This window comes from Exiguobacterium qingdaonense (assembly GCF_018617855.1).
GTDB classification, from domain to species: domain Bacteria; phylum Bacillota; class Bacilli; order Exiguobacteriales; family Exiguobacteriaceae; genus Exiguobacterium; species Exiguobacterium qingdaonense.
The window spans coordinates 1-23,415 of the sequence record NZ_JACSKY010000019.1 but is presented as its reverse complement, the minus strand read 5'-3'; the positions used below and the strand labels follow the sequence as shown (position 1 = coordinate 23,415).

Genomic DNA, 23,415 nt, shown 5'->3' with positions numbered 1-23,415 from the left:
ACGAAGCTTGCGCTTCATTCAAAAATTGTAAAACTTATTTTTGCCTCATCGTTCAGTTTTCAAAGTTCGTCTGCCGCTCTTGGCGACTTAAATATCTTATCAAGTAGATGACAAAAGGTCAACTACTTTTTAAAAATATTTTTAATTTCTTCACCGCTTATCTCGGCGACGTCTATTAATATATCAGTAAAATTTTAATTACACAACCCTTTTTATAAAAAAGATTAAATAAATATATAATTTCCGTATCCGCTCAAACTATATATTTTTTTCTCTTCATTATATACGATTGAAATCAAACTACCTTCACCTAAGTTTGGGCGCCACAGACATATGTACACTCACGCAACCCGTGAAAGCTGGTTCGAGGAAAACGCCCCCCTCTCTTTAACATCTGTTTGCCTTGTATTCTAAACTTTCAAGTGATTTCAACCATAACGTATAGAAGCGAGATTATTCTCACCTAATTTTGAAAGAGAAAAAGGCGAGCCATTGGCGTCGCCTTAAGAACGGAGAGACGATAACGAAACGTTCCGCTTCTTTGCTTCTTTCAAATAGAAGAAGTAAAGTGCTTCCGCTTGTTTTACTTGAGCAGCCAGTTCTCCCGTGTCCTCGATACTGACATCGAGCATCCGTCGTTTCGATTCAAACTTGGCTTTCGCATCTAACAATTCAGTTAGTAGTCGTTGATCGTAATCATCCCTTAACGACTTACGGAACCATTTCATAGCTCTCTTCTACCTTCCATCGCCCGAGAGAGCGTCACTTCATCGGCATACTCCAAATCACCACCGACTGGTAAACCATGGGCAAGACGCGTTACGCGAATCCCCGTTGGTTTTAGTAGTCTCGACAAATACATCGAAGTCGCTTCACCTTCAATATTCGGGTTGGTTGCTAAAATCACTTCTTGAATTGCCTCGTTCTCCTGTAATCGTGTCAGCAAGCTCGAAACGTTAATATCCTCTGGACCAATCCCTTCCATTGGACTAATGGCTCCATGGAGTACATGATACTTCCCTCTATACTCCCTCATCTTTTCCATGGCAATCACGTCTCTTGAGTCCTGAACCACACAAACTACCGTCTCGTCACGGTGTGAATCTTTACAGATTGCACATGGATCAACGTCTGTAATATGCCCGCACACCGTACAGTATTTTATGTCGCGTTTCGCACTGACGAGAGACTTCGCGAATGTTAACACATCCTCTTCTTCCATATCTAATACATGAAACGCTAAACGCACCGCGGTTTTCGGGCCGATTCCAGGTAATTTCGTAAAACTCTCAATCAATCGTCCAATGGCTTCAGGGTATTGCAACTCGCATCGATCCTTTCTTTACTTAAAAGCCTGGGAGGTTCATCCCTTGTGTGAAACGTCCCATCTTATCGTTCACAAGCTGATCGGCTTGTTTCATCGCATCATTAATTGCTGCCAATACGAGATCTTGCAACATATCTACGTCGTCTGGGTCGATGACATCTTCAGCAATCACGACATCCAACACTTCTTTATGACCGCTGACGACAACTTTCACCATACCGCCTCCAGCAGTACCTTCCACAGATAAATTTTTCAATTCTTCTTGAGCTTTCGCCATGTCTTTTTGCATCTTCTGCATTTGTTTCATCATGTTATTCATGTTTCCCATTCCACGCATTCAGAGCGCCTCCCTTAAGTTTCTTCGATTTCAACGACATCACCAAAACGTTCCATCGCCTGTGCGACCAGCGGATCTTCCGTTTCCGGTTCCTCGACTCGCTCTGTTCGCTCTGCTTGTTTTTGAAGGATGAACTCATTTTTTAATTCATTCCAGTCTGTTTCAAGCACTGCCATGATTTCACGACGAATCCCCGTCACTTCGAATAGTGCCTGTTCGATCACATCACGCGTACGACCATTTGAACTCACTTGTTCATAGTGCCATGTCATTCCATCTTTAAATTGTACCAGTAAGGTGTCACTTGCACAAAGGACAGCCTCACTTTCATAGAAGAGAGCGAAAATCGGACCGTCTTGTATCCGGATATTCGTCATGATGTCTCCCCAGCTATCACGAATCGCATTCAAATGTTGGCGTTCAGCTCGTTGCAAGAGTTGGCGAATTCGTTCTTTTGGTACTCGGATTTGAGTCCGCTTCGGAGTAGGCTTAGGCTTTTCCACTTCTCCACTCGTCACGGCAACTCCGTTTTTCTTCACTTCAGTTAATTCTCGACTCAACTCACGCACTTGATCTTGCAATTGCGTCATTTGTTCGCTAATCGTCCGTCCTTGTTCCGCAATGCGGATGAAAGTTAATTCGACCAACACTTTCGGATGGTTCGATAACCTCATCTGTTGCTGACAATCATTGAGCTCCTCAATCACTTGAAACAGTTCGTCTGTTGAAGTCGCTTCGACAAACTGTCGAAACTCCTCGGTCGGACGAGCACGCTCTAATAAGTCGGATGCTTGCGGGGATGCCTTCAATAGTAATGCATCTCGATGGACGAACACCAAGTCCTCGATGAAACGCTTCAAGTCTTTCCCTTCACGAAGCATGACTTCAAGCGTACTCAAGATAGCATTCAATTCTTTCCGTTGTAGACCATACGCCATATCAAGCAGTGTTTCATCCGTCACGGCACCCGTCACTTCTAAAACCGCTTCTTCCGTCAAACGCCCATCACTAAAAGCGAGCGCCTGATCAAGTAAGCTGAGCGCATCGCGCATCCCGCCATCGGCAGCACGTGCGATTAACTTCAATGCTTCCGGATCATAATCATGGTTTTGATCATTCAAAATATATGCCATACGTGTTTGCAATTGACTCACTTCATGTCGTTTCACATCGAATCGCTGACAGCGAGAAATGATCGTTGCCGGAATTTTATGTGGCTCCGTCGTCGCCAAAATGAATATCGCATGTGCGGGTGGTTCTTCAAGCGTCTTCAACAGTGCATTGAACGCACCGGTCGACAACATGTGTACTTCATCAATGATATATACTTTGTAACGCCCTTGGGACGGTGGATATTTGACCTTGTCCCGAATTTCTCGAATCTCGTCCACGCCGTTATTTGACGCCGCATCGATTTCAAACACGTCTGGACTCGTCCCTTCCGTGATAGCGATACATGTCGGACAAGTATTACACGGTTCGCGTGTCGGCGCACTTTCACAGTTGATGGCCTTGGCGATGATTTTCGCCAAACTCGTCTTTCCCGTCCCGCGCGGACCTGAAAACAGATACGCATGTGACATCCGCTCCTCTAATAAAGCGTTTTGAATCGTGCGTGTAATATGGACTTGACCGACAACCTCTTGAAATGACTGGGGTCTGTATACCCGGTATAACGCTTGATACGCCATGAGTTCGCCTCCTTTCTTACTTATCTTCTCTATCTCATCATACAAAAAAATCTACAGCCCTGGGGCCATAGATTGAAGTTATAAAATAAATCTGCCGCGCACCGATTTCTGAAAGCACGCCAACATGCGTTACTCATGCAGTTTGCTCAGCCCAAGCACCCCTGCGGCACACGGTACGTCACCACTTAAGGCTGCTTCCTTCCGGACCTGACCTGGTTCATGGGTGACCGTTGCGCAGGACTCAGACGTCAACGCCACTTACATAAGGCAGACCACACCAGCGCGCTCCCTCGAATCGGGATTCAGTCTCGCTATAGCGGATTGCGAGTGACAGGGCACCGCTACCTCCCCACCTAGCACGGCAAATGGGTAAATGAAGTTATGCACTATCTCGAGTGCTATTACATTATACTGTTTAATCGATTGGGTTGCAACCTCTCTGATCGAGTCGTTCTTGTTTTTTCCTCTCTCGAAGCGTCCGGAAGAAATTTGTGAGAAGTTGACCACATTCTTCTGCTAAAACATTTCCCGTCACTTCAGCTTGATGATTGAATCGTTCATCCTGTACTAAATTCATCAACGTACCACAGCACCCACCTTTTGGGTCATAGGCCCCGAAGATGACACGCTTGATTCGGGATAATACGATGGCTCCCGAACACATCGGGCATGGTTCGAGGGTAACGTATAACTCACAACCATCTAATCGCCAATTCCCGAGTGCCTCATTCGCCGCTTCAATCGCAACCATCTCTGCGTGTGCTGCAGCTAAGAGATCCGTCTCACGACGGTTATGCCCGGTCGCAATCACTTGATCCCCTTTTACAATTACACAGCCGATCGGTACCTCTCCGATGGCTTCTGCTTTCTTTGCTTCTTCGATGGCCAATTGCATAAATCGTTCATCACGTTCCATCGATTCACCTCTTTTCTTACTTGAAATGATGAAAAAAAATGAAAATCAAATCCCTCGCCATATCATTCGGATTGTGTGCTAGAATGGAACTTGCACTTTGGATAATGGAGGATGACATCATATGTTTATAACGGTAGAAGGACCGATTGGTGTCGGGAAAACATCACTGGCCCATATCATCAGTCAGCATTTCTCGATGCAGATGCTGAATGAAATTGTAGAAGAAAACCCATTTCTCGGCAAGTTTTATGAAGATATCGAAGAATGGAGCTTCCAAACGGAAATGTTCTTCTTATGCAACCGATTCAAGCAGTTGGATGATATTCACAAACACCACTTGAGTCAACAGCAATCTGTCGTTTCGGACTATCATATTTTCAAAAACTTGATTTTTGCTCACCGTTCACTGAAACCGGCACATTTAAATAAATACGAGCAAATTTATAAGATTTTGACACATGATATGCCGAAACCTGATGTCGTCATTTACTTACATGCCAGCATCGAAACACTCATGAAACGAGTTGCTTTGCGCGGACGTGAAGTAGAAGAAAATATGTCTCGTGATTATCTTGAACAACTCGCTCACGACTATGAGACGTTCGTAGAATCGTATCGCGCGACCCATCCAGAAGTGAAAATCCTCTCGTTTAGCGGGGATGAGCTCGACTTTGTACACAATCCAGACGATTTGACACACGTCTTGAAAACGATTGAACGCGAACTTGAATTAACTAAAGGAGCCCAAACAAAATGAAGCTGATTGATAAATATAATATCCCGAACGATACAATCATTACAATCGGTGGAATGGTTGGAATCGGAAAATCGACGATCACCAACTCGTTAGCCGATGCATTGAACTTCCGAACGTCTCTTGAAAAAGTAGACACGAACCCTTACCTCGATAAATTCTATCACGATTTCGAACGCTGGAGTTTCCACCTTCAAATTTACTTCCTAGCAGAGCGTTTCAAAGAACAGAAGAAGATTTTCCAATATGGTGGAGGTTTCATTCAAGATCGTTCAATTTATGAAGATACAGGCATCTTCGCAAAGATGCATTATGAAAAAGGAACGATGTCACCGACAGATTACGAGACGTATTCTAGTTTGTTCGAAGCGATGGTACTGACGCCATTCTTCCCGCATCCGGACTTATTGATTTATTTAGAAGGATCGTTCGAACAAGTGCTCGAGCGAATCCAAATGCGCGGACGCGAGATGGAGCAACAGACTCCAATCGCCTATTGGGAAGAAATGTATGAACGCTATACAGAGTGGATCAACAACTTCAACCTATGCCCTGTATTACGCCTCTCAATCGAAGATTATGACTTGATCAACGACCCTGATTCAGTCGAACTCATCCTCGAAAAAATCGAAAAACAACTGACGGTCGCGCGAGAAGCGAAAGTCAGATAAAAAAACCACGGATGCATAATAGCGTCCGTGGTTTTTTGAGTTCGTTCATTTCACGATGGTGTTGCATAATTTAAGTATAAGCGAGATGTGACTTTCCACACCGGGACAGCAAACAGTCGTACAAGAACGGCCGCAATCACTGACAGCCCGATGGAGAGCGGTAATGATAAAAGTACATATTGGAGCCCGAATGAAAAGAAGATGCTCGTCGCAACTTCACTTAACACATTTACGAGCAATTGAGTGAAAAAGACATACAGAGAGAACAACGTGATTTGCCTAGATGAAATGTCATCCACCAATAAGCGATCACGGCCCCAAATCGTCAAAATCGCAACCAACGGCAATAGCACGATACTTGTCAAAGCCATTATTTTTCCATAAATGATAAAAGACAAAAAACCTAATACAACCCCAATGAGAACAGATTGTTTTTTTGTGAATGTCAGAGACATAACAATAAATAAAAATGGTACGATATATGGGAAAATCATCATGCTCATTCCGCATAGAGAAATCATGATTGCGATTAACGTTAACTCACGAGTTTTCATAAAGGCCCCTTTCTTCTTTTGAGAATCATTATCAATTAAAAGTTTATTTCACTTTTTACATAACGTCAATATCAATTAAAAATTTAAAGGAGCTTTTATGTTCAACAACAGCTTGTTCGCAAAGATATACGCTCGAATCGTACTAAAAAAATATCATGTCCACTTAACTGAAAAACGCCCTTCAACGTCATGTCATACGATTTCAAAATGGTTGAGTGAACCGACATTATTTGAAGAAAAGATTCACATTGTTCTAAATGACACGACCCACTCGAACAAAACGGTTTATGGATTGAGTTTGGCCAAACAATATTCCGTTCTTTTGATGGCAGTGTATGACTATCTATTGCTGAGACATGAATGGATTGATTGTTCTCCAGAGAATGTACACCTACACATAAATGACGAGGGACACATCGCTTTTTATATCAAGCCTACATGCGTGACTGACATTCATGACTTAGATGACCAAGAGGTGTTTAATATGATTCATGACCAGTTGCTCGAGAAGCACATTTCGCCTTTCATGGATTTAATCTCCGTGAAATTGAGAACTAAAAAAACACACCTTCTTTCATTGATGAGTCATAACCTTTTACAACGCGCGCGCTATTTAGAGAAAAAGTTCACCTTTACACACAATCATCAAGCTCTATTACAAGGATTCACCCAATCACCCCCCACTTATATCGAGTTTGATTTTCAAACCGTTCAAGTGGATGACCAAGAGATTCTCATTCGTAAGCATTGCTGTTTAAAATATTTGGAACAAGATGGAGACTTAAAAAATAGTTGCAAAACCTGCCCAAAGCGATATAAGGATTTGTAATCTAAATGACGAACCAGTTCACGACGACATGCGTGTACTGGTTCGTTTTTTATGTGATCGAATGTTCACGCTTGCATTTTCTTTACCTAAGGTATATATTTTGCCTAAGGGAAACTTTTTGAGTTGTGGTAATATTTTTAGGCTTTATGCAATTTACATAATACCTTAATTCGTTTTCCGGTCTCACGATTAAATAAAAAGGGGTTTTGTATATGAAAAAGATTGCCATGTTTCTTGCCATCCCTACTCTCCTCCTTGCGGGATGCCAAACAGGAAACTCTGTAAGTGAAGACGATGAAAAAATTCAAGCAGTAGCGACAATCGCTCAAATCGGTGACGTCATCCAAGAAGTCGGCGGTGAGTACGTTGAAGTGAAAACGTTGATGGGACCAGGGACAGACCCTCATTTATATGAGCCGGTTTCAAGTGATATGGAAGCAATGGACCAAGCAGAGGTCATTTTCTACAACGGACATCACTTAGAAGGTCAAATGATTGAAATCTTCGAAAAGATGAATGAGCAAAAACCGACAGTTGCGGTCGCTGAAAGCATTCCTGAGGACAAACTATTAAGCGACGTAGAGGACTCAACCCTATACGACCCGCACGTTTGGTTTGATGTCGAGTTATGGATGTCGGCTGTCGACCAGGTCACAGCAGGTTTAATCGAGGCTGACCCTGAAAATGAATCGACGTATGAAAGTAATGCTGATGCCTATAAAGAAGAGTTAATGGAACTCGATGCCTATGCGACTGAAAAGCTTGCTGACATCCCAAGCGAAAGCCGGGTCCTTGTGACTGCACATGATGCATTCAACTACTTCGGTGAAGCGTATGATATGGAAGTACTCGGTCTCCAGGGAATCAGTACAGAATCAGAATATGGATTAAATGACATTGAACGAATTATTAACACGCTGATTGAACGAAACGTGAAAGCGGTATTTGTAGAGAGTAGCGTGTCAGAAAAGTCAATCAACGCGGTCATTGAAGGGGCCGCTGAAAAAGGACATGACGTAAAGATCGGTGGGGAACTGTACTCTGATGCCATGGGAGAAGAAGGGACAGCAGAAGGAACATACATCGGGATGTTCCGACATAACATCGATACAATCGTGAATTCACTAAAATAATGATGGGAGGCAACTCACATGAACGCTTTAGAAGTCGCAGACATTCATGTCACTTATGATAAACAACCTGCACTTGAGCATGTGAGTTTTCATGTACCGCAAGGGTCGTTGACAGGAATCATCGGCCCGAACGGCGCAGGGAAATCAACATTGATCAAGGCAATTCTTCAACTGATTCCAAAATTGTCTGGAGACGTTACCGTTTACGGTCAACCTCTCAAAGAACAACGAAAACGAATCGGCTATGTTCCTCAACGAAGCGAAGTCGATTGGGATTTCCCGACAAACGCACTCGATGTCGTGTTGATGGGACGTTATGGTCACATCGGAATGTTCAAACGTGTGAAAAAGAAGGACAAAGCATTCGCCATGGAATGTTTGGCTAAAGTCGGGATGGAAGAGTATGCTGACCGACAAATCAGTCAATTGTCCGGGGGGCAGCAACAACGCGTTTTCCTCGCCCGGGCAATCGCTCAAGACGCATCTATCTATTTTATGGATGAACCGTTTGCCGGTGTCGACGCTGCCACAGAAAAAACAATCATAGAATTGTTGAAAGAATGGAAAGAAGAAGGACGAACCGTCCTCGTTGTCCACCATGACCTCCAGACTGTCCGATCGTATTTCGACTATTGTTTATTATTAAACAAGACACCCGTCGCATTCGGCCCGACCGCTGAATCATTCTCGCTCGAAAATCTCGAAGCAACATATGGTGGGAAGTTAGCCCTTCTCTCCCAAAACGCCTCACTTCAAGAAATCGGGGTGTGACGTGATGGACGTATGGTTTGATTTACTACAAAATCCAAATGCCAGATGGGTACTCACGGGGTCATTGTTGCTCGGTTTCGCTAGCGGTGTGATCGGTAGCTTTGTCTTATTGAAGAAACAAAGTTTAATCAGTGATGCGATGGCACATGCCGCCCTTCCAGGCATATGCATCGCTTATTTGATTTACGGCGTCAAGTCTACCCCCCTCTTTTTAATTGGCGCCGCTTTAAGCGGGCTACTCGCAACCTATTTGATTCAAGCAATCGTCACCCATTCAAAATTAAAAACAGATGCGTCGATCGGGGTCGTATTAAGTGTGTTTTTCGGTTTCGGGATCGTGCTTCTCACGTATATCACACGCCACAGTGGTGGGAATCAGGCCGGACTCGATGATTTCATTTTCGGACAAGCGGCATCGATGGTTCGAAATGATGTCTACATGATTGCTATCGGCTCGTTGTTCATTATTTTATTCACGACCCTCTTCTTCAAAGAGTTTAAAGTGGCAACGTTCGACCCTCAATTCGCAAAAGGAATCGGTCTTCCGGTCAAGGGATTGAACGCAATCATGATGATGCTCGTCATCATGATGGTCGTCATCGGGATTCAAATGGTTGGGGTCATTTTAATGGCGGCGCTCTTGATTACGCCGCCACTCGCAGCCCGATATTGGACAGACCGCCTTGAATGGATGGGACTGATTTCCGGAAGTATCGGTGCAATTTCAGGAGTCGTCGGCACTGCACTGAGTACGATGGGCGAAGGTCTTCCGACCGGTCCACTGATCGTGCTCACCGCTTCCTGCATCTTTTTCATTTCACTCCTGTTTGGATTTAAGAAAGGAATCATTGTGAAGGGGGTGCGCCACGCATGACATACGCTGGATGGATTTTGTTGACCGGTATTCTCGTCGGGGTAACGTGTGGAATGATTGGGGCACTACTCGTCTTACGAAAAATGGCAATGATCGCAGATGCGATCAGTCATACTGTATTATTAGGAATCGTCCTCGCCTTTTTTGTGACGCAAAGTTTAAATGGTCTTCCGATGTTGATCGGTGCGGGCTTGATTGGATTACTTACAGCATTTCTCGTCCAATGGCTCGACTCGAGCGGTGTCCAGTCCGGAGCCGCAATCGGCGTCGTCTTTACTTCTTTGTTTGCGTTAGGTGTCGTACTTCTTAGTTTTGTCGGAGATGGCGTCCACCTAGATGTACAACATGCGTTGATGGGACAGATTTCGTATGTCCCATGGAACACCTGGTCTTTAGGTGGAATCAACCTCGGTCCAAAGGCAGTATGGCTTTTGGGCGGAGTATTGCTGTTAAATATCGTCACGATTTTATTGTTCTATAAAGAATTAAAAGTTAGTACGTTTGACCCGAAACTTGCCGCTAGTATGGGGATTCCTATTGTATTTCTCCACTATTTATTAATGAGTCTCGTTTCCTTTTCAACGGTCGCTTCATTCGACAGCGTAGGTGCCATACTCGTCGTAGCGATGCTAATCGTACCGGGTGCAACCGCCTATTTATTGACTGACCGCTTTGGATTCATGATTATACTCAGTGCATGTCTCGGGGCACTCGCTGCCGTAATGGGTTATGGGTTAGGTGTCTGGTTGGACGTTTCGATCGCAGGGGCGATGGCCACTTCTTGTGGCATCTTGTTCGCGCTCGCGTTCCTCTTCAGTCCAAGACAAGGTGTTGTTACAAAATGGTGGAATCGAAAAGTATTGAAAGAGTCGGTCAATCATCCATGAAAGATGAGAATGTAGAAACCTTCCTCATTGAAAGAGCGGACAAGCCTTTCGATGAGGAAGGTTTTTTTGAAATTAAAAAATCCACAGCGCTATGACTGTGGATACAAAAAATGCATCTGCCTCTGCAGATGCCCGATTGAAAGCGGAGTTGGTGGGATTCGAACCCACGCGAGCCTTGCGACTCCTAACGGATTTCGAGTCCGTCCCCTTCAGCCGGACTTGGGTACAACTCCAGGCTTAAAAAAGTGTAAAAAAAAAGAAATGGAGGAGGTGGTGGGATTCGAACCCACGCAGGCTGTTACACCCCTGACGGTTTTCAAGACCGTTCCCTTAAACCACTTGGGTACACCTCCAAAATATAAAATTGTGTGAGCCTCCAAAAAGAAATGGAGGAGGTGGTGGGATTCGAACCCACGCAGGCTGTTACACCCCTGACGGTTTTCAAGACCGTTCCCTTAAACCACTTGGGTACACCTCCAAAGCTCATATACAATTCGTGAGCAACAGTGTCGCTCGACATGATTTATAGTACCAACTGAAGAGACAGATGTCAAACCCTTTTGTAAAAAAACATTAAAAAAATTAAGCAGCCCCAAAATCGAGGCCGCTCCACTGTTTAGTTCGGCATTTCAATCTTTTCTTTCCCGCCCATGTAAGGACGAAGCACTTCCGGAATCACGACCGAACCATCCTCTTGTTGATAGTTTTCTAAGATCGCTGCGACCGTCCGTCCGACCGCTAGACCCGAACCGTTCAACGTATGCACGAACTCAGGTTTCGCATTGGCATCACGACGGAAACGAATTCCCGCACGACGCGCTTGGAAATCTTCAAAGTTTGAGCAAGACGAGATTTCACGATACATTCCTTGTGCCGGCATCCATACTTCAATATCGTATTTCTTTGCGGCAGTAAATCCGAGATCCGCCGTACACATGCTGAGTACTTGATACGGAAGACCGAGACGCTTCAATACTTCCTCGGCATGCCCTGTCAATAACTCCAATTGTTCATAAGACTCTTCCGGTCTCACGAAGCGGACGAGTTCGACTTTATTGAATTGGTGCTGACGGATCAAACCACGTGTGTCACGTCCCGCAGACCCGGCTTCAGAACGGAAGTTGGCGCTATATGCCGTATACGTGATTGGCAGTTGTGTATCCGGGATGATCTCGTCACGGTGCATGTTTGTAACCGGCACTTCAGCTGTCGGAACGAGGAAGTAGTTCGTGTCCGCTACTTTAAATGCGTCCTCTTCGAACTTAGGAAGTTGACCTGTCCCCGTCATCGCATCGCGGTTGACCATATAAGGTGGTAATACTTCGGAATATCCGTGCTCATCTGAATGAAGGTCCATCATATAGTTGATGAGAGCACGTTCTAAGCGGGCGCCTAGTCCTTTATAGAAGACGAAACGGCTCCCCGTTACTTTTCCAGCTCGTTCGACATCGACGATTTGAAGGTCTTCCATCACGTCCCAATGTTGCTTCGGCTCGAAATCAAAATCCGGCTTCGTCCCGATTTCACGAACCGTCACGTTGTCGTCCTCTGTCTCGCCGATTGGTGTTGATTCGTGTGGAATATTTGGAATGCTGAGCAAGATCAAGTTGAGCTCTGCCTCCACTTCTCGTAAGTCTTCATCAAGCAGTTTGATCTCATCACCGAGACGGCGCGTCTCTAAAATCGGACCTTCAGCGTCTTGTTTGTTCCGCTTCAATTCAGCGATTTGTTTCGTCGCTTCATTACGCTTCGCTTTCTTCACCTCGACCTCGTTAATCAAGTCACGGCGCTTTTCTTCTAACTGTGGGAAGCGGTCGAGCGCACTCAAATCTTCTCCACGGTGAGCCAGTTTTTCTTTGATCTCTTCAAAATCCTGTCGTAAACGTTTAATGTCTAACATTGCTATTCCTCCTTATTCATATAAAAAGGTGGCACGTCCCTTTCCCGTAGGAAAGGGACGAACCACCTTGGATCCGCGTTGCCACCCTCGTTGCTCAAATACTTGAGCCACTCGATGCACGTAACGTGTGCCAGACGTGACTTGTTTCCAAGTCAATGCTCCGAGGTCGATTCGGTTACGCCATCCCACTAGTTTGCACCAACCACTAGCTCTCTGTCAGTAGACGTACGTAACGTACTTATTCTCATCATCACATCTGTCATTGAATTAATTTTACTTTACAACATCTCCACTTGTTCGACAAGACTGATTTTTCCAAGTGCGAGTCGGATTTGGTCAAGAAAATCTAAAAAGGCTCGCGTCATTCGCGTCAAGAACGAAGCGGTATCGACCGACTCGGCCGTGACGAGTGTCATCTTGGGAGGTGTCTCCCCTTCCAAATAACGAACATGTTCCGAAGGGTCGATGGTGACCATTCCGGCTTGTGCGTCAGCCTGAATTGGAGCCTCGAGGTCGAGCAACTCATATTTTGGCTCCGGAACTGGCTTGCCCTTTTCGACCAGCACTTCAAAGTCATTCGTCGTCCGGATCGCTACTTGTTCTGTCTCGCCTTGTGAGACCGTTGCTGTTTTGGGGATCACTTCACCCATCCTTAAGATCGGGGTCATGACAAAATCCGTATACGCATAGTCATGCAACGCTTTCGTCGCAGTGTACCGTCCATCATCCGATGGCGCACCAAGAACGATGGAAAGAACCGTTCGCCCATCCTGTGTGGAGACGCCAACAAAACAGTAACCGGCCTCGTTCGTCGTCCCTGTCTTAAAGCCGAGCATCCCCGGATAAGCGAGGTCACGGTCAGCGAGCATTCGATTCGTCGCCTCAAACCGGACACCATCGACATCCACGTACGATCGTTTCGTTACGTCAAGTACTTCCGGATATGTCGTCAAATACGCGATGGCCAGCTTCATCAAGTCCTTAGCGGACGTCAAATTCTCTCCCGGCAGACCGGCTGACACAGAATCGAGACCAGAGGCGTTCGCAAACGTCGTTTGAGTCATCTCTAGTTCATCTGCCCGACGATTCATTTCTCGGACGAACGCCTCCTCGGAACCAGATACCGCTTCTGCGAGCGTCACGGCCGCTTCGTTCGCCGACCGAATCAATGCGGCATCATATAGTGCTTTGACAGTGTACGGCTTATTTAATAACGGGATTCGTGCCAATCCCGGTTTTCTCGTCAACGCCAAAGCGGCATCGCTCGGTGTGATTTCTTGTTTCCAACTAAGTTTTCCTGCCTCAATCGCCTCACGCGTCAAAAACGCCGTCATTAGTTTCGTGATTGAAGCCGGCTGAAGCATCGCATCCTCTTGTTTGGCAAATAAGACTTGTCCTGTCGTCACGTCGACAAGCATCGCGCCAGCCGCATCCACGCTCGGTGTGGCTGCAGAGGCAGGTGAAGGCAAAATCGCCTGCACGACGAATACAAAGGTGAGCAATATCATGAAGTAACGGACCCTCACAGCGTTTCCCCTTTCTGTACGTTTCTTTTTTCAGTGTAACAAAAAATAAGTCTGAAGGACCTCCTTTTTATGAGGTCCCCCAAACTTATGCGTACTGAGCCAGATTCTCTTTGACCATCTCGATAAAATAGCGATGTAATGAGAGGTCATCCGTCAATTCCGGGTGGAAGGAACACGCGAGGTACTGATTGTAACGGACCGCCACAATCGCTTCCTCGACTTCAGCGAGCACATCCACTTCCGGTTCGACCCGCGCCACTTGAGGAGCACGGATGAAGACTGCTTCGACCGGCTCATCGATTCCTTTGACCGGAAGATCGACTTCAAAACTGTCGACCTGACGTCCGAACGCATTGCGCTTCACCGTCATCGGGATTTTCCTTAAGTGGGCCTCGTATCCTTCCACTTCGTTCGCGAGAAGAATCATACCGGCACACGTCCCGAACATCGGCAGCGTCTCCATGTCCCGAAGTGGTTCAAGGAGACCATAACGGTCGAGCAGCCGCCTCATCGCGGTACTTTCTCCACCTGGTAACACGAGCCCATCGATTGATTGCAAATCTTCTACCGAGCGGACTACTACGGTTTGGGTGCCGAGTGCTTCGAGCATGCGAACATGCTCGCGAATCGCACCTTGCATCCCTAATACGCCAATCGTCACCATCTTACCAGCCTCGTGGTGCCATGAGTTCTTCGTCTTTGAGCGTGCGGACATCGAGTCCTTTCATCGCTTCGCCCAATCCTTTTGACAAGTTTGCGATTCGCTCATAGTCGTCATGGTATGTCGTCGCTTCCACGATGGCACGTGCAAATTTCTCCGGATTCTCTGCTTTGAAGATCCCAGACCCGACGAATACCCCGTCTGCCCCGAGATGCATCATCAATGCCGCGTCCGCTGGTGTCGCGATTCCACCTGCTGCGAAGTTGACGACTGGGAGACGGCCCGCTTCACGGATTTGCATCAATACTTCAAATGGTGCGCCAAGGTCGCGTGCCTCGGTCATGACTTCATCCACACTCATCGACAAGAGACGCTTCACTTGCGCTTGTACCGTACGCATATGACGAACCGCTTCAACGATGTTCCCTGTTCCTGGTTCCCCTTTTGTACGAATCATCGCTGCCCCTTCACCGATGCGACGTGACGCTTCCCCTAAATCCCGCGCACCACATACGAACGGTGCCGTGTAGTCACGCTTGTATAAGTGGAACTCTTCGTCCGCTGGAGTCAGCACTTCACTCTCATCAATGAAATCGACACCCATCGACTCGAGCACACGCGCCTCAGCGATGTGTCCAATGCGGCATTTTGCCATAACAGGAACTGACACTGCTCCCATGACCTCTTCAACAATCGTCGGATCGGCCATACGAGCGACGCCACCCATTTTACGGATGTCCGATGGTACGCGTTCAAGTGCCATGACAGCCACTGCACCGGCAGCTTCAGCGATTTTCGCCTGCTCTGCATTGATGACGTCCATGATGACGCCGCCTTTCTGCATTTCTGCCATTCCACGTTTGACTTTATCTGTTCCTACTTGTCTCTTTTCCATTGAAATCCCTCCGTTAAATCATGTTCTACTTGCTAGTATAAGCTGAATTGACTATATTAAAAGTGTCAGTTTCTTATTTTTTAAAGTGGTCAGTTCAAATAGAGGACTCCATTTTATCAATCACGAACCTGTTGAAGTATAAAGGGGGAATACACATGTTAAATCGCGATTCGTCCGATGGGGGCCATCGTGCCTCGTTCGGTACGCCCGGGATTGTTTCTTTCGTCATCATCCTTGGCTTTATGCTGTACTTCTTTTTCGGTTCGTAAAGAAAGGAACGTCATACTATGGACATGCTCACATTTTCGCTTGATCAAGAGTCATCCATCCCGCTTTATGAACAACTGTATAAGCACATTCGGGATGCCATTGTCGATGACACGTTAAAGACAGGTACAAAATTACCTTCAAAGCGCAAGCTCTCTCAATTTTTAGACGTATCGCAGACGACAGTCGAGTACGCATACGCCCAATTACTCGCCGAAGGATACATCGAATCCATTCCCCGGAAAGGGTTTTATGTGTTACCACAAGAAGAGCTATACGTCCGTCGTTCAAATAGTACGATCATCGAAGCCCCACCTAAAAAGGCGTATACGTATGATGTATCACCGAGTCAAATCGATACGACCGCCTTCCCGTTTGAACGATGGAAGCGACATGTCAAGCATGTCGTCGATGGGGTGCACCATGAATTGCTCGCGTTAGGCTCTGTTCAAGGAGATCTTGAATTACGTCAGGAAATCGCCACCTATCTCTATCACTCACGAGGCGTACAATGCTCACCCGAACAGATTATCGTCGGGTCAGGAACAGAACAGCTGTTGCCACAACTACTCGGTTTATTACCTGATTCATCAATCTTTGGGATTGAAGACCCCGGCTATCCACTCACGCGCTTGTTGTTCGAGCAACAAGGACGCAGATCCATCCCGATCCCAGTAGATGATAGCGGGGTTTGTGTGAAGGAGCTCGAGCGTCATGCGATCGATGCGCTATACGTCACGCCTGCTCATCAATTTCCGACAGGGACCGTCCTGTCTGTCAGTCGAAGGCAACGGTTGTTAAACTGGGCGCTCGTTCATCAGACATATATCATTGAAGATGATTACGACAGTGAGTTCCGCTATAGCGGCAAACCGATCCCGTCTCTTCAAAGCATGGACCCGAACGAACGAGTCATCTATATCAGTACGTTCTCAAAATCGCTCATGCCATCCTTACGAATCGGTTATATGGTTTTACCAACACCTCTATTGAACCGTTACCGAGAGCGGCATCATTATTTCACATGTAGTGTCCCTCGTTTCGAGCAACATACATTGGCTTTATTTATGTCGAGCGGCGATTTCGAGAAGCATCTAAACCGCATGCGGAAAATATATCGTCGTAAATTAGAGATTGTCCTCTCCGCTTTCCGACCTTTTGAACCGACCGTCACCGTGACCGGAGCGAGTGCCGGATTACACGTCGTACTGACGCTCGCCACCGACCGGACAGAACAAGAGCTGAAGCAGTCTGCAGAATCTTCTGGAATCGCCATCAAATCGATGAGCGATTACCGCATCATACATCCCGACGAACACAAACAATTTCTATTCGGGTTTGCGCATTTGTCCGAATCAAGCTTACCGGATGTAATCGATCAATTGATGTATGCATGGAAAGTTTCGAAAGGAGGGACATGATGAGCCGCTGGCTTCGATGGGTAATCGGAATCTGTTTGATCGGTAGCGGAATCTTTTTTTTGACAAGTTCCATCTGGAAAGATGCCATCGCCGATGCGACGAGTGAATATGTGATTGAGAACATGGAATTACAGGAAGAGAATGCGTTTGACCCAAGTTATGATTTTACGGCCGTCGCACCACTTTCATTGAAAGACGTCTTACAAGCGCGCAATCGATTTCATCATTTGCCAACAATCGGTGTCATTTCAATTCCAGATGTTTCATTGAAACTTCCGATTATAAAAGGATTGGATGATGAGAGTCTAGCGGTGGGCGCTGGAACGATGCATCCCGATCAAAAAATGGGAAAAGGGAACTATGCGCTCGCCGGTCACTATTTGCAACATGAAACCGCCCTATTCGGTCCGCTCCATGAAATCGAAATCGGAGCGATGATTTATCTTCAAGATGATACGCGTACATATGAATACGTTGTCACTTCCCTTGAAACCGTCTCTCCTGAGCGAGTGGACGTGCTAGACGATACGTCGATCGCTACCATTACATTAATCACTTGTACGTTTGATACGACGGAGCGCCTCATTGTAAAGGGAGAGCTCGTCACCACTTCCTCATGACCGTCCCTCCCTAAAAATAGGAGGAACGGTTATTATTTTTTCAAAAACATATTGTTAGCGCTTTCAAGTTTCGATAAACTATTTTTGAAAGCGTTTGCACAAAACTGTGCAAATCTAATTGACAGGAAGAGGTGTCTTATGAAGAAAAAAACTGCTCGTCAGGCTTCAACACTCTTACTATCCGGTGCATTGCTCGTCCAAGCCGGTGTTCCGATGAACGCACTGGCCGAACCGACGTCTATGACAATCGATGGTGCGAGAACAGACTGGGCCTCCGTTTCCCCCCTTGCAACTTCTCCGGCCACGGGTTGGGAAGGTTTTGATATCGGCGACCTATACATAAAAAATGACGCTCGTCACCTATATTTTTATGTGGATGCGAATAACGTCCCAAACTGGGGTGATCACGGACAATACATTAATATCGCGCTTCAAGTGAACGATGAAGACTCTGGTGTTTCTTCAAATCCACTCGGATACCCATTCAATTTTAAAGGGGTGGACAAAGCACCGAAGTATCATATTCTCGTTCGTGTTGATGGCGACGAGAACGTAAAAGAAGCCGCCCTCTATGAAGCCGGACAGGAGACGCCACTCTTACAATTGGACCAATTGAACGGAGCCGCCTTCGCAGTCGATCGGACGAAAGGGTTTGAAGGAAAGGTCCCCCTCTCACTACTCGGGCTAAATAACGGAGACCGAGTCCGTGCCTTGACTGTATTGAGCGGGAACAACGCCGGTGAACATGGAGCGTTTGATACGATCCCAAGCAATGCAGCCAATCAAATATCCGATAGTTGGAACGTCGCCGCTACCCCATCTACACAATCAGTTTATAGTGCTCCGTACACGTTGCGCGGGGTGGAGACAATCGACCAGCTTGAAGTCGCTTCCGTGACCCCGGCTTCTTCAGCAACCGATATCGATGTATCTGCCCCAATCACATGGACGTTCAATGAACCAATCCGTCTCGATGCTGAAGCGGTCACCCTTCAACAAGGAGAGACGCGAGTTCCTGTCGACGTGACGATAAACGGCACGACGGTGACCCTCAAGCCGAAAGAGACACTCGCCCTCAATACCTCGTATACAGCTACTATTCCAGCAGGTGCTGTAAATGGAACAATCTCGAACACGGTACTCCCTGCACTGACAACTACGTTCAAGACGTCAGCAAAGCTCGCTGACCCATGGGAAGCGACACGTTATGTCGAAATGAAATATGTACGGGCCGACCATGACTATACGGATTGGAACTTGTGGACTTGGAGTACTGGCAAAAAAGACGGACAAGTTGATCCGTATCGCATCACAGAGGATGGCGCCATCTTCCGGATCCCGGTCGGGCAAAGCGCTACCAAAGTTGGATTTGTCATTCGAAAAGGTACAGATTGGGCTGTGAAAGACGCTTATGGAGAAGACAGATACGTCACGCTTGGGGAAGATCGCATCACGAAAGTAAATGTCGAAAGTGGTAAAGGGACCTTCCATCAAGTCCCGACAATCGACGGGCCGGTGTACGGTACGGACGGAATCAGTTTCTTCTATCGCGACATAGCGCTCTATGAATCAGGAAACATGAACGAAATCGATCAGGTTTTACTCAAGATCAACGGTGAAACGTATCCTATGACGTACGAGTCAGACAACGAATTGTTCCGACACACGATCCGTCTGCCTGAAGGGATTCATGACTACACGTATCTCGTCACAAGAGACGGTGAAACAATCGAAGTGAAGGACCCGTACTTCGAAGAGTCGCAAATCGAATATCGTCAACCGACCATCAAGCTTACATCTTCGGTCAGTTCAAAAGCAATCAGTTCACGCGAGAATGCGGTCGTTCGGGTCAACCCGTCCTTACCGAAAGGTGTCAAGCTTCGTGAGCTCTACATCGATGCGAGCCCTCTCGGCGGACCAGCTAAACTACACATCGACAACGAATTGAATGCTCAAACGATTGCGGTAAAGGACACAATCAAACCAGGTAAAAAGACACTCCATGTGACTGCCATCGACCAATATGGAAATGTCCATCGCTCAAAGACGACGATTCGCGTCGTTCCGACATCGATGAAAGAAAAGAAGGCGTTTGATTGGGATGAAGCCCGTATCTACTTCATGCTTACTGACCGTTTTCATAATGGGGATTTGTCCAATGACAACCCGAACCGTGAATTTTATGACCAAGATCACCCTGAGTCATATCACGGCGGTGACTTCGCAGGCATTACGAAAAAACTCGGATATCTAGATGACCTTGGCATCAATACAATCTGGATTACACCGATTGTAGATAACATTGATTGGGACTTACGCTATGGAAAAGACGGTTCTCAATATGGATATCACGGATACTGGGCGAAGAACTTCGAAAAACTCGATGAACATCTCGGTGACATGGCCGCCTTCCACAAACTGATTGATGAGGCGCATAAGCGTGGCATCAAAATCATGGTTGATGTCGTTCTGAATCACCCTGGATATGGAATGGAGCAAAATGCAAGTTCACTCGTCACCAATTTCCCATCAAATGAAGAACGACAAGTATTCGATGGCATGATTCGGGAAAACCCGGTGGACGGGGATGATTTCAAGATGTCGTTATCAGGTCTTCCTGACTTTAAAACGGAAGAGGCCGCCGTCCGAGAGCAACTCGTCAAGTGGCAGACCGATTGGATCAAACGTTCGAAAACGAAAAAAGGAAACACGATCGACTACTTCCGTGTCGATACGGTCAAACATGTGGATTCAACGACATGGAAATCCTTTAAAAATGAATTGACGACAATCAAACCGGACTTCAAACTCATCGGTGAGCATTATGGTGCCAGTATCAACAATACAGGTGGCTATTTAAGCAGTGGACAAATGGACTCCTTGCTCGATTTCGACTTTAAATACCAAGCTGAGCAATTCGTGAATGGGAACATTGCAGATGTGGAGCGTGCACTCCAGTATCGAAATACACAGCTGTCAAACGAGGCGACATTAGGACAATTCTTGAGTAGTCATGACGAAGATGGATTCCTCGTCTCACGTGCGGATGGAGATTTAGGGAAGCATATGGTCGCCGCAGCGCTTCAAATTACTGCGAAGGGACAACCTGTCATCTATTATGGTGAAGAGGTCGGTCAATCCGGCAAACATGCGGGTGATATGGATAAGGGTGAGTTCAATGAAAATCGTTATGACTTTGATTGGTCTCGCGTGAAAGGTGAAGGAAAAGCGATGCACACGCACTACCAAAAACTTTTAAATATCCGTGCCGACTATTCACATGTTTTCAGTAAAGGAACACGTTCATCCATCAGCGCGAATGCTGAATCCGGTTATTCAATCTTTGAACGGGTATACGGAAAACAGTCGCTTCTCGTTGGCTTAAACACGAAAGAGAAAGCTCAAACCGTTTCGTTTAACACATCGTTCAAAGCGAAGACCGTATTGGTCGACCGTTATAGTGGCAAAAAGTACACCGTCCAAAAAGATGGGAAGATTACCGTCTCTCTACCTGCAAAAGACCAGGGAGGCACCGTAATTTTAGTCCAGAAAGGCAAATAAAATAACCGCCATCCTGAATGAACAGGATGGCGGTTATTTCATTAACGTGAATAGTTTGGTGCTTCTTTTGTGATGTTGACATCGTGCGGATGACTCTCTTGCAGTCCAGCACCCGTCATTCGAATGAATTGTGTGTCTTCACGGAGGGCACGGATATCGGCAGCGCCGCAATAGCCCATTCCTGAGCGAAGTCCCCCAATCAGTTGATAGACCGTGTCAGCGAGCTCACCACGATATGCGACGCGACCTTCGATTCCCTCTGGTACGAACTTCTTGTCCGCTTCCTGGAAGTAACGGTCTTGGCTCCCGCGTTTCATCGAGGCTTCCGACCCCATACCACGGTACGTTTTGAACTGACGACCTTGGTAGATTTCCATCTCACCCGGGCTCTCTTTCACACCTGCAAGCAAGCTTCCGAGCATGACCGCGTTCGCTCCTGCGGCAATCGCTTTCACGATATCACCTGAATATTTGATTCCACCATCGGCGATGATGGAGACACCATGCTCCTTCGCTTCCATCACACAGTCATAGACAGCTGTGATTTGCGGAACGCCGACACCTGCGACGACACGAGTCGTGCAAATTGAACCAGGTCCAATCCCCACCTTGACAACGGATGCCCCAGCTTCAATCAATGCCCGGGTCGCTTCGGCAGTCGCCACGTTTCCAGCGATGATCGGGAGTGATGGGAACATGTCACGGATCTCTCGAACTTTTTCAAGAACACCGGCGGAATGTCCGTGTGCCGTATCGATGACCAATGCATCCACACCCGCTTCAACCAATACTTGAGCGCGTGACACCGCATCTTTTGTGACACCGATTGCTGCTGCAACGAGAAGACGACCTTGCTTGTCTTTTGCTGCATTCGGGAACTGTTCAACTTTCTCGATGTCCTTTGTTGTAATAAGACCTTTTAAGACACCCGTCTCATCGACAAGTGGAAGCTTCTCGATCCGATGCTTATGAAGGATACGTTCCGCCTCTTCAAGTGACGTACCAACTTTTGCTGTTACGAGGTTTTCTGTCGTCATGACATCTTTGATGACGGTAGAATAATCTTTAATGAAGCGAAGGTCACGATTCGTCAAGATACCAATCAGTTTGCGCTCCGCTTCTGAGTTAACGATTGGTACACCCGAGATGCGATACTTACTCATCAAGTATTCAGCATCATATACTTGGTGGTCTGGAGTTAAATAGAACGGATTTGTGATGACACCATTTTCTGAACGTTTGACACGATCGACGTGCTCAGCTTGCATTTCCATCGACATGTTTTTGTGAATGACACCTAACCCGCCTTGACGGGCCATAGAAATCGCCATCGGGGCTTCTGTCACGGTGTCCATCCCGGCACTGATGATTGGAACATTCAATTCGAGTCCTTCGCAAAGCTTCGTGCTTAAATCGACGTCACGCGGTAATACATTTGAAAACCTCGGTACGAGTAATACATCATCAAATGTTAAACCTTCTTTTGCAAACTTATTTTCCCACATAAAAATTGATGGCCCCTTTCTCGTTCTACCTAAATCTTTGTTTCGAAATATTTCTGTAATGGTAACAGGTATAACGTAAAAGTGCAATTCAATTCCTGATGTTCAGAAAGTTCAGAATTGTGTTCATTCCATTGAAGATAGCGACGATTGTTCGGAATTTCATAAAAAATGAAGGCATTTTGGAATTATATTTCAGCTGGAACATGAAAAAGACGACCGAGCGATCTGCTCGGTCGTCCTCTCTCGTTGCCTGGCAACGTCCTATCCTCACAGGGGGAGATCCCCCAACTACTTTCGGCGCTGAGACGCTTAACT

At 46.4% G+C, this 23,415-nt stretch carries 21 protein-coding genes, 3 tRNA genes, 1 other RNA gene and 1 other annotated feature; of the genes, 10 read left to right on the top strand and 15 right to left on the bottom strand.

Going from position 1 to position 23,415, the window contains the following annotated elements; genetic code table 11:
• Nucleotides 1-503 precede the first annotated feature (503 nt).
• The 6 genes from KNP00_RS13640 to tadA form a co-directional block, all read right to left on the bottom strand.
• The gene (locus KNP00_RS13640; protein ID WP_215146177.1) at nt 504-728 is read right to left on the bottom strand and encodes a YaaL family protein; all 225 of its coding nucleotides are present in this window, start codon (nt 726-728) and stop codon (nt 504-506) included.
• Nucleotides 725-1,324, bottom strand: coding sequence for a recombination mediator RecR (gene recR / locus KNP00_RS13635; protein WP_215146175.1), 600 nt, complete (start codon nt 1,322-1,324; stop codon nt 725-727). Before recR ends, KNP00_RS13640 begins: the two co-directional genes overlap by 4 nt.
• Nucleotides 1,325-1,346: 22 nt before the next feature.
• A complete protein-coding gene (locus KNP00_RS13630; RefSeq protein WP_215146168.1) occupies nt 1,347-1,664 on the bottom strand; it encodes a YbaB/EbfC family nucleoid-associated protein in 318 nt (105 codons plus the stop codon).
• Between the two features lie 14 nt (nt 1,665-1,678).
• Nucleotides 1,679-3,355 (bottom strand): DNA polymerase III subunit gamma/tau, encoded by a 1,677-nt coding sequence (dnaX, locus tag KNP00_RS13625; protein ID WP_215146166.1) that lies wholly within the window; start codon nt 3,353-3,355, stop codon nt 1,679-1,681.
• Between the two features lie 94 nt (nt 3,356-3,449).
• Nucleotides 3,450-3,717, bottom strand: an RNA gene (gene ffs / locus KNP00_RS13620) — signal recognition particle sRNA large type.
• A 53-nt stretch (nt 3,718-3,770) separates the two neighbouring features.
• Complete coding sequence (gene tadA / locus KNP00_RS13615) at nt 3,771-4,271, bottom strand: tRNA adenosine(34) deaminase TadA (protein WP_215146164.1); 501 nt, start codon at nt 4,269-4,271, stop codon at nt 3,771-3,773.
• A 121-nt stretch (nt 4,272-4,392) separates the two neighbouring features.
• Between tadA and KNP00_RS13610 the strand changes: the two genes are divergently transcribed.
• Both KNP00_RS13610 and KNP00_RS13605 read left to right on the top strand, forming a co-directional pair.
• On the top strand, nt 4,393-5,028 hold the full coding sequence (locus KNP00_RS13610) for a deoxynucleoside kinase (RefSeq protein WP_215146162.1): 636 nt from the start codon (nt 4,393-4,395) through the stop codon (nt 5,026-5,028).
• On the top strand, nt 5,025-5,696 hold the full coding sequence (locus KNP00_RS13605) for a deoxynucleoside kinase (RefSeq protein WP_240542900.1): 672 nt from the start codon (nt 5,025-5,027) through the stop codon (nt 5,694-5,696). The genes KNP00_RS13610 and KNP00_RS13605 overlap by 4 nt, the downstream gene beginning before the upstream one ends.
• Nucleotides 5,697-5,746: 50 nt before the next feature.
• Here the strand turns inward: KNP00_RS13605 and KNP00_RS13600 are convergent, their stop codons facing one another.
• On the bottom strand, nt 5,747-6,067 hold the full coding sequence (locus KNP00_RS13600; RefSeq protein ID WP_215146160.1) for a hypothetical protein: 321 nt from the start codon (nt 6,065-6,067) through the stop codon (nt 5,747-5,749).
• 667 nt (nt 6,068-6,734) lie between these two features.
• Between KNP00_RS13600 and KNP00_RS13595 the strand changes: the two genes are divergently transcribed.
• The 5 genes from KNP00_RS13595 to KNP00_RS13575 all read left to right on the top strand — a co-directional run bounded on the left by KNP00_RS13595 (nt 6,735) and on the right by KNP00_RS13575 (nt 10,744).
• On the top strand, nt 6,735-7,079 hold the full coding sequence (locus tag KNP00_RS13595) for a hypothetical protein (RefSeq protein WP_215146158.1): 345 nt from the start codon (nt 6,735-6,737) through the stop codon (nt 7,077-7,079).
• Between the two features lie 212 nt (nt 7,080-7,291).
• Nucleotides 7,292-8,212 (top strand): metal ABC transporter solute-binding protein, Zn/Mn family, encoded by a 921-nt coding sequence (locus KNP00_RS13590; RefSeq protein WP_215146156.1) that lies wholly within the window; start codon nt 7,292-7,294, stop codon nt 8,210-8,212.
• Between the two features lie 18 nt (nt 8,213-8,230).
• Nucleotides 8,231-8,983 (top strand): metal ABC transporter ATP-binding protein, encoded by a 753-nt coding sequence (locus tag KNP00_RS13585; RefSeq protein WP_215146154.1) that lies wholly within the window; start codon nt 8,231-8,233, stop codon nt 8,981-8,983.
• A 4-nt stretch (nt 8,984-8,987) separates the two neighbouring features.
• Nucleotides 8,988-9,857 (top strand): metal ABC transporter permease, encoded by an 870-nt coding sequence (locus KNP00_RS13580; protein WP_215146152.1) that lies wholly within the window; start codon nt 8,988-8,990, stop codon nt 9,855-9,857.
• Nucleotides 9,854-10,744: a metal ABC transporter permease gene (locus KNP00_RS13575; protein WP_215146150.1), complete on the top strand. Its 891-nt coding sequence runs from the start codon at nt 9,854-9,856 to the stop codon at nt 10,742-10,744. The genes KNP00_RS13580 and KNP00_RS13575 overlap by 4 nt, the downstream gene beginning before the upstream one ends.
• A 143-nt stretch (nt 10,745-10,887) precedes the next feature.
• Here KNP00_RS13575 and KNP00_RS13570 read toward each other — a convergent pair.
• The 7 genes from KNP00_RS13570 to pdxS form a co-directional block, all read right to left on the bottom strand.
• Nucleotides 10,888-10,977, bottom strand: a tRNA-Ser gene (locus KNP00_RS13570).
• A gap of 29 nt (nt 10,978-11,006) precedes the next feature.
• A tRNA-Ser gene (locus tag KNP00_RS13565) sits at nt 11,007-11,097 on the bottom strand.
• A 34-nt stretch (nt 11,098-11,131) separates the two neighbouring features.
• Nucleotides 11,132-11,222, bottom strand: a tRNA-Ser gene (locus KNP00_RS13560).
• Between the two features lie 138 nt (nt 11,223-11,360).
• Complete coding sequence (gene serS / locus KNP00_RS13555) at nt 11,361-12,644, bottom strand: serine--tRNA ligase (protein WP_215146147.1); 1,284 nt, start codon at nt 12,642-12,644, stop codon at nt 11,361-11,363.
• A 50-nt stretch (nt 12,645-12,694) separates the two neighbouring features.
• Nucleotides 12,695-12,904: a binding site (T-box leader), on the bottom strand.
• Nucleotides 12,905-12,922: 18 nt separating this feature from the next.
• Nucleotides 12,923-14,170 carry a D-alanyl-D-alanine carboxypeptidase family protein gene (locus tag KNP00_RS13550; RefSeq protein ID WP_215146145.1) on the bottom strand — a complete coding sequence of 416 codons (1,248 nt, stop codon included), beginning with the start codon at nt 14,168-14,170 and terminating at the stop codon, nt 12,923-12,925.
• An 85-nt stretch (nt 14,171-14,255) separates the two neighbouring features.
• A complete protein-coding gene (pdxT, locus tag KNP00_RS13545) occupies nt 14,256-14,834 on the bottom strand; it encodes a pyridoxal 5'-phosphate synthase glutaminase subunit PdxT (protein ID WP_215146143.1) in 579 nt (192 codons plus the stop codon).
• Nucleotide 14,835: 1 nt separating this feature from the next.
• Nucleotides 14,836-15,726 carry a pyridoxal 5'-phosphate synthase lyase subunit PdxS gene (pdxS, locus tag KNP00_RS13540; protein WP_215146141.1) on the bottom strand — a complete coding sequence of 297 codons (891 nt, stop codon included), beginning with the start codon at nt 15,724-15,726 and terminating at the stop codon, nt 14,836-14,838.
• Nucleotides 15,727-16,013: 287 nt separating this feature from the next.
• On the opposite strand from pdxS, the gene pdxR reads away from it, so the two are divergent.
• The 3 genes from pdxR to KNP00_RS13525 all read left to right on the top strand — a co-directional run bounded on the left by pdxR (nt 16,014) and on the right by KNP00_RS13525 (nt 21,595).
• Nucleotides 16,014-17,414 carry a MocR-like pyridoxine biosynthesis transcription factor PdxR gene (gene pdxR / locus KNP00_RS13535; RefSeq protein WP_215146139.1) on the top strand — a complete coding sequence of 467 codons (1,401 nt, stop codon included), beginning with the start codon at nt 16,014-16,016 and terminating at the stop codon, nt 17,412-17,414.
• Nucleotides 17,414-18,034, top strand: a complete 621-nt coding sequence (locus KNP00_RS13530; RefSeq protein WP_215146137.1) for a class A sortase — start codon at nt 17,414-17,416, stop codon at nt 18,032-18,034. Before pdxR ends, KNP00_RS13530 begins: the two co-directional genes overlap by 1 nt.
• Nucleotides 18,035-18,172: 138 nt before the next feature.
• Nucleotides 18,173-21,595: an alpha-amylase family glycosyl hydrolase gene (locus KNP00_RS13525; RefSeq protein ID WP_215146135.1), complete on the top strand. Its 3,423-nt coding sequence runs from the start codon at nt 18,173-18,175 to the stop codon at nt 21,593-21,595.
• Between the two features lie 41 nt (nt 21,596-21,636).
• Here KNP00_RS13525 and guaB read toward each other — a convergent pair whose 3' ends face one another.
• A complete protein-coding gene (guaB, locus tag KNP00_RS13520; RefSeq protein ID WP_215146133.1) occupies nt 21,637-23,100 on the bottom strand; it encodes an IMP dehydrogenase in 1,464 nt (487 codons plus the stop codon).
• Nucleotides 23,101-23,415 lie beyond the last annotated feature (315 nt).